This window comes from uncultured Aquincola sp. (assembly GCF_964001545.1).
Lineage (GTDB): Bacteria > Pseudomonadota > Gammaproteobacteria > Burkholderiales > Burkholderiaceae_C > Aquincola.
In genome coordinates, this window is record NZ_CAXFDV010000484.1 from 1 (window position 1) to 5,886 (window position 5,886).

General features: G+C 70.2%; 5 protein-coding genes and 1 pseudogene. 3 read left to right on the forward strand and 3 right to left on the reverse strand.

Translation table 11 applies throughout. The features are described from left to right. A partial coding sequence (locus ABNT58_RS16550) for an SUMF1/EgtB/PvdO family nonheme iron enzyme (protein WP_348754550.1) occupies positions 1-265 on the forward strand: 265 nt, incomplete at its 5' end. 14 nt (positions 266-279) lie between these two features. Further along, complete coding sequence (egtD, locus tag ABNT58_RS16555) at positions 280-1,299, forward strand: L-histidine N(alpha)-methyltransferase (RefSeq protein ID WP_348754551.1); 1,020 nt, start codon at positions 280-282, stop codon at positions 1,297-1,299. Between the two features lie 25 nt (positions 1,300-1,324). On the opposite strand, the gene ABNT58_RS16560 is transcribed toward egtD, so the two are convergent. Together ABNT58_RS16560 and ABNT58_RS16565 are read right to left on the reverse strand one after the other, a co-directional pair. Then, entirely contained in the window at positions 1,325-3,658 is a 2,334-nt protein-coding gene (locus ABNT58_RS16560) for a cytochrome P450/oxidoreductase (RefSeq protein WP_348754552.1), read from the reverse strand. A 3-nt stretch (positions 3,659-3,661) separates the two neighbouring features. Continuing rightward, a complete protein-coding gene (locus ABNT58_RS16565; RefSeq protein ID WP_348754554.1) occupies positions 3,662-4,612 on the reverse strand; it encodes a tripartite tricarboxylate transporter substrate binding protein in 951 nt (316 codons plus the stop codon). 151 nt (positions 4,613-4,763) lie between these two features. On the opposite strand from ABNT58_RS16565, the gene ABNT58_RS16570 reads away from it, so the two are divergent. Then, complete coding sequence (locus ABNT58_RS16570; protein ID WP_348754553.1) at positions 4,764-5,597, forward strand: IclR family transcriptional regulator; 834 nt, start codon at positions 4,764-4,766, stop codon at positions 5,595-5,597. 9 nt (positions 5,598-5,606) lie between these two features. Here the strand turns inward: ABNT58_RS16570 and ABNT58_RS16575 are convergent. Then, positions 5,607-5,886: pseudogene (locus ABNT58_RS16575) on the reverse strand (hypothetical protein); the annotation flags it as partial.

The window sequence follows — 5,886 nt, forward strand, 5'->3', positions numbered from 1 at the left end:
GGCACTGGAAGACAGCGCCGTGCCCCAGGGCCTGCACGAGGTGTGGGAGTGGACTCGCTCTTCCTACGACCCCTACCCCGGCTTCGTGCCGCTGGGGGGGCCGGCCGCCGAATACAACGGCAAGTTCATGGTGGGCCAGGTGGTGCTGCGCGGTGCCAGCTGCGCCACGCCGCCCGGCCATGCCCGCCTGAGCTACCGCAACTTTTTTCCGCCAGCCGCGCGCTGGCAATTCAGCGGGTTGCGCCTGGCCCGCGACATCCGCTGAAGGAGCAACTGACGATGGCCTATCCCGAACTGCCGATGCCCCGCACCGCAGAACCCGCCGCCGCCCGCGCGCCGTCGTCCAAAGACGCCGCACCCGCCGAACCACCGGCCCGCGAATTTGCGCGTGCCCTGCGGCAGGCACTGGTGGAACAGCCGCACCGCATCTCGCCCAAGTTCTTCTACGACGCGGCGGGCTCGGCGCTGTTCGACCGCATCTGCGAGCTGCCCGAGTACTACCCCACCCGCACCGAGCTGGCGCTGCTGGACCGGCATGCCGAAGAGATGGCCGCACTGATCGGGCCCGAGGCTGACTTGATCGAGTTCGGCGCCGGCTCGGCCACCAAGGTGCGGCTGCTGCTGGCCGCCATGCAGCGCCCGCGCCGCTTCGTGCCCATCGACATCTCGGCCGAGCACCTGCAAGGCGCCGCCGCGGCACTGCGCCGCGACCACCCGGGGCTGGACGTGCAGCCGCTGGCGGCCGACTTCACCAAGCCCATCCAGCTGCCGCCGATGGCCGACGGCAGCCGGCCGCAGCGGGTGGGCTTTTTCCCGGGCTCTTCGATCGGCAACTTCGCGCCCGATGAAGCAGTGACCTTCTTGCGCCAGGCGGCCGAGCTGCTGCGTGGCGGTGGCCTGCTGATCGGCACCGACCTGGTGAAGGATCCGGCGCTGCTGCATGCGGCCTACAACGACGCGGCCGGCGTGACCGCGGCCTTCAACCTGAACCTGCTGGAACGGGCCAACCGCGAGCTGGGCACCGACTTCGACACCCGGCAGTTTGCGCACTACGCGTTCTACGAGCCGCGGCTGCAGCGCATCGAGATGCACCTGGTGAGCCGCCGCACCCAGGCCGTGCGGCTGGACGGCGAAAGCTTCCAGGTGTTGGAAGGCCAGACGCTGCACACCGAGAACTCGCACAAGTTCACCGTCGAAGGCTTTCGCCGCCTGGCGCGACAGGCCGGCTTCACGCCGGGCACGGTGTGGACCGACCCCAAGCAGCACTTCGCGGTGCACTGGCTGGCGGCGCCGCTGTAGTTGCGGATGTACGCGCCGCAGGGGTTCACAAAGCCAGCGTCAGCCGATCACCGCAGGCCCGCGAGCAGCAGGCCATCATGCGGTCGTTGGCTTCGCGCTCGGTGCGGGTGAGCACCACGTCGCGGTGGTCCACCTGACCGGCCAGCACCCGCACCTCACAGGAGCCGCACAGGCCCTCTTCGCAATCGCTCTGCACGTCGACGTTGGCCGCGCGCAGGGCTTGCAGCAGCGTCTGGTCGGGGCGCACCGGGATCACCAGGCCGGAGTCCTTCAGCTCCACCTCGAAGCCGTGTTCCTTGGCAGGGTCCAGCGTGCCCAGCGTGCTGCTGAAGTGCTCCACCCGCAGGGTGTCTGCGGGCCAGGCCTGGCAGGCCTGTTCCAGCGCCTGCAGCAGCCGCTCGGGGCCGCAGGCCACCACCTGCACGCCGGCACGCGGGGTGGCCAGCAAGGCGGCCACATACAACCGGCGGCCCTCTTCGCCCACGTACAGGTGCAGGTGCTCGCCATGCAAGGCCTGCAGCTCGTTCACATAGGCCATGCTGGCGCGGCGGCGGCCACAATAGTGCAGCGTGTAGCGCAGGCCCAGCTGCTTCGCGCGGTGGGCCATCGCGCTGACGGGCGTGATGCCGATGCCGCCGGCCACGAACACCAGCTCGGCCGCCGATTCGTCCATGCGGAAGTGGCTGCGCGGGCCGCGCACCTGCAGCTTGTCGCCCAGCTTCAGCTGGCTGTGCACCCAGGCCGAGCCGCCGCGGCTGTGCGGCTCGCGCAGCACCGCGATCTGCCACTGCGTGGCATCGGCCGGGTCGCCGCACAAGGAGTACTGGCGCGACAGGCCGGTGTCGCCGCAGGCCACGTCGATGTGCGCACCCGGGGCCCAGCGCGGCAGCGCACGGCCATCGGCCGCGGCCAGCGTGAGCTGCACGATGCCTTCGGCCACCGGCTGCAGCGCCTGCACCACCAGCGGCCGTGAGATGGCATGGGCCGAAGGCTCGCCGATGCGCAGCGGGGTGTGCGCCTCGCGCAGCGTCGGGTCGCGGCGCTCGGGGTTCAGCGCCGGGTCCCATTCCGCCCACACATGTTCCGGCCCGCGGAACGAGGTGTTGGGCACGTAGCTGAAGCGCTGCTCGGCCAGGCGCATGTGCGGCAGCCGGCGGGTGAAGGCTTCGAGGAACACCTGCATTTCCATGCGCGCCAGGTTCTTGCCCATGCACTGGTGCGCGCCGTAGCCGAAGGTGAGGTGGTCGCTGGCGTTCTCGCGGCGGATGTCGAACAGGTCGGCATCACCGAAGTGGCGCTCGTCATGGTTGGCCGACGAGGTGACGATGAGCAGCTTGCTGCCTGCGGGCAGCCGCATGCCTTCGACCACCGCTTCCTGCGTGACCAGGCGCCGCCAGGCGGCCACCGAGCCGTTGTGGCGCAGGCACTCTTCCACCGCGTTGGGAATGAGGCCGGGGTCTTCGCACAGCGCCTGCCAGGCCTCGGGGTGCTGCAGCAGCAGCTTCATCGCATTGGCGGTGGCATTGGCCGTGGTCTCGTGCGCGGCCACGATGCCGGCCATCATCATCGAGTGCAGGTACGAGTCGGTCACCACCTCGGGGTGCAGCTTCTGCTGGCGCAGGCCGTATTGCATCCAGCCCGGGGCGTCGGGGTTCTGGCGCATCTTGTCCAGCACCTTACCGGCCAGCTGCCAGAAGTTGCCTACCGCATGGGCCACGGCCACCTGCTCCTCGGGCCTGGGCCGGCCCCAGGTGTTCACCGTGTGGGCGATGGAGTAGCGCCGCAGCGTGTCCATGTCTTCTTCGGGCACGCCCAGGAAGTGCAGCGCCACGGTCAGCGGCACTTCCCACAGCATCTGGTCCACCAGGTCGGCACGGCCGCTGTCGATGAAGCGGTCGATGTAGGTGCGCGTGAGCTCGCGCACCATGGGCTCATGGTGCTTCAGTGCCTCGGGCGTGAAGGGCTCCATCAGCACCCGGCGGCGCGGCATGTGGGCCGGCTCGTCCTCGTTGACCAGCGTGCGGTTCATCGCATAGCCGTAGCTGGCCAGCACCGCATTGGCCTCGGGGCCGGTGGGCGTGATCTTCTCCAGCGCGATGGACGGGCTGAAGGTGAGGTTGTCGCGGAAGATGGCCTTGATGGCCGCGTAGCGCGTGACCACCCAGTAGCCCAGCTGCGGGCTGTAGAAGATGGGCTCCTGCTCACGCGCCCAGCGCAGGTACTCGGGCGGGTCTTGCTGGTAGCCGTCGCCGAAGGGGTCGAAGGCGGCGGCCCCGGCACTCACCGGGCAGCCGTTGGGTGCCACCGAAGAAACAGCGGCGGCGCCGTGGGCCACCGGGCAAGTGCCGGTTTGCTGCATGGGTCAGTCCAAAGTGATCTTCAAGTCGCGGATCAGCTTGTGCCAGCGGGTGGTTTCCTTGGCCAGCAGGTCGGTGTATTGCGCAGGCGTGTTGCCCACCGGCTCGACGCCGAACTCCACCATGCGCTTGTTCACCGCCGGGTCGTTGATGGCGGCCACCAGCTGCTTGTTGAGTGCGGCGATGGTGTCGGGCGGCGTGCTGCCGGCCACCACCACGCCCACCAGCGCGGCGGCTTCCACGTTCTTCATGCCCAGCTCGGCGAAGGTGGGCACCTCGGGCAGCTGCGGCAGGCGCGTGGCATTGGCCACCGCCAACGCCTTGACCTTGCCGGCCTTGATGAAGGCGGCGCCCGCGGCCAGGTCCACCATCATCGCGGGCACCTGGCCGCCGGCCACTTCGGCCAGCGCCGGGGCAGCGCCGCGGTAGGGCACGTGCACCATGAACAGCCCCGCCTCGCTCTTGAGCAGTTCCATCGCCAGATGGTGCGGGCTGCCCGCGCCGGCCGAAGCGTAGTTGATGCCGCCCGGCTTGGCCTTGGCCTGGGCGATGAAGTCTTTGGCATTGGTGGCGGTGCTGGCCGGGCCCACCACCAGGATCATCGGGAAGCGGCCCATCAACGTGACCGGCGCCAGGTCCTTCACGTTGTAGGTCAGGCTCTTGTACAGCGCCGGGTTGAACACCATGGTGCCGTTGTCGGCCGACAGCACGGTGTAGCCGTCGGCGGCCGAACGCGCCGTCTCCGAGGCGGCGATGGCGGTGTTGCCGCCCGGCTTGTTTTCCACGATGACCTGCTGGCCCGTCTTGGCCGACAGCGACTGCGCCACCGTGCGCGCCAGAAAGTCCGAGCCGCCGCCGGCGGCATAAGGCACCAGCCAGCGGATGGGCTTGCTGGGGTAGGCAGCCGCCTGCGCAAAAGCGCTGGATGCGGTGCCCAGCGTGGCGGCCAGCGCCAGTCCGGTGGCCAGGCCGATCACCAGGCGGCGCGGCGCGCCACGGGTCCGGGAAGTGTTCAAGCCAGTCTCCTCGGCGCTGTGGCCGTCATCATGCATAGCGTAAGTTTGATACGCATTGCGTAATGCCGGCAGCGGGCATACCCTCAGCGCCATGAGCACGTCTGACCTGCCCGAAGCCCCACCCGCGCCCCGTGGCCGAGAGCGTCGCCAGCGCGTGCAGGCGGCGGAAACCGGCCTGGCGGTGCTCAAGGGCCTGGGCCGGCTGGGCGGGCGTGCCAGCCTGAGCGTGCTGGCCGCCCATGTGGGCGAAAGCCCGGCCAAGGTGCACCGCTACCTGGCCAGCTTGGTGGAAGAGGGCTTCGTCACCCAGGCCGCTGGCTCGCAGCAGTACCTGCTGGGTGCGGAGGCCATCGCGCTGGGGCTGGCCGCCATGCGGCAGGCCGAGCCCATCCGCGCGGCCGAAGCCTCGCTGGGCCGGCTGCGCGAGGCGCTGTCGCTCACCTGCTTCGTGGCGGTGCTGGGCAACAAGGGAGCCACCATCGTGCGCTTCGAGGAGCCGTGGCTGCCCATCTCGGTGAACGCCCGCGTGGGCTCGGTGCTGCCGCTGCTGTGGTCGGCCACCGGCCGGGTGCTGCTGGCCTGGCAGCGTGACGACGCCCGCCTGCGTGCGATGGCCGAGCAGGAGCTGGCCGAGGCGCCGACCGAGCTGCGTGCCCAGCTGGATGCGGCCGACCCCATCGGCCGGCTGGCCGAGAGCGTGCTGGCCGACGGGTGTGCCGTGGTCAAGGACACCAACCTGCGCGGCATCAGCGCGGTGAGCGCGCCGGTGTTCGACCATGCCGGCCGTGTGTGCGCGGCGCTGACGGTGCTGGGGCCGACGGGCGGCTTCGATGCGTCGGCGGGCGGCGCGGCGGCGCAGGCGGTGCGGGAGGAAGCCCAGGCCGTCAGTGCCGCGATGGGCTACACCGCCGCATCCACCGCATGACGCCGAAGCTCAGCGCATGAACGGAAAGCGCCGTTCGTCCACGTCGCAGGCCGGATCGGGGCCGAAGCTGGTGTCTTCCACCACGCCGGCGGGCGTGATGCCGACGTGGAAGAGCTGGCAGAAGGGCGTGTCGTAGCGGTAGCTCCACACCGTCTGGTCGTGGTAGCGCACGCCCCAGATGCGCGCCGGGCGGCCCAGGGTCTGGCGCAGCTGGTCCACCGTCATGCCGGCCTGCACGGTGGCAAAGCGGGTTTCGGTCAGCACCTGCTGGCTGCCGATGAGCCGGCCC

Bases quoted from the DNA above. Each gene is read 5' to 3' on its own strand.
- egtD (WP_348754551.1), top strand. From the start codon at position 280: ATGGCCTATCCCGAACTGCCGATGCCCCGCACCGCAGAACCCGCCGCC.
- ABNT58_RS16560 (WP_348754552.1), bottom strand. From the start codon at position 3,658: ATGCAGCAAACCGGCACTTGCCCGGTGGCCCACGGCGCCGCCGCTGTT.
- ABNT58_RS16570 (WP_348754553.1), top strand. From the start codon at position 4,764: ATGAGCACGTCTGACCTGCCCGAAGCCCCACCCGCGCCCCGTGGCCGA.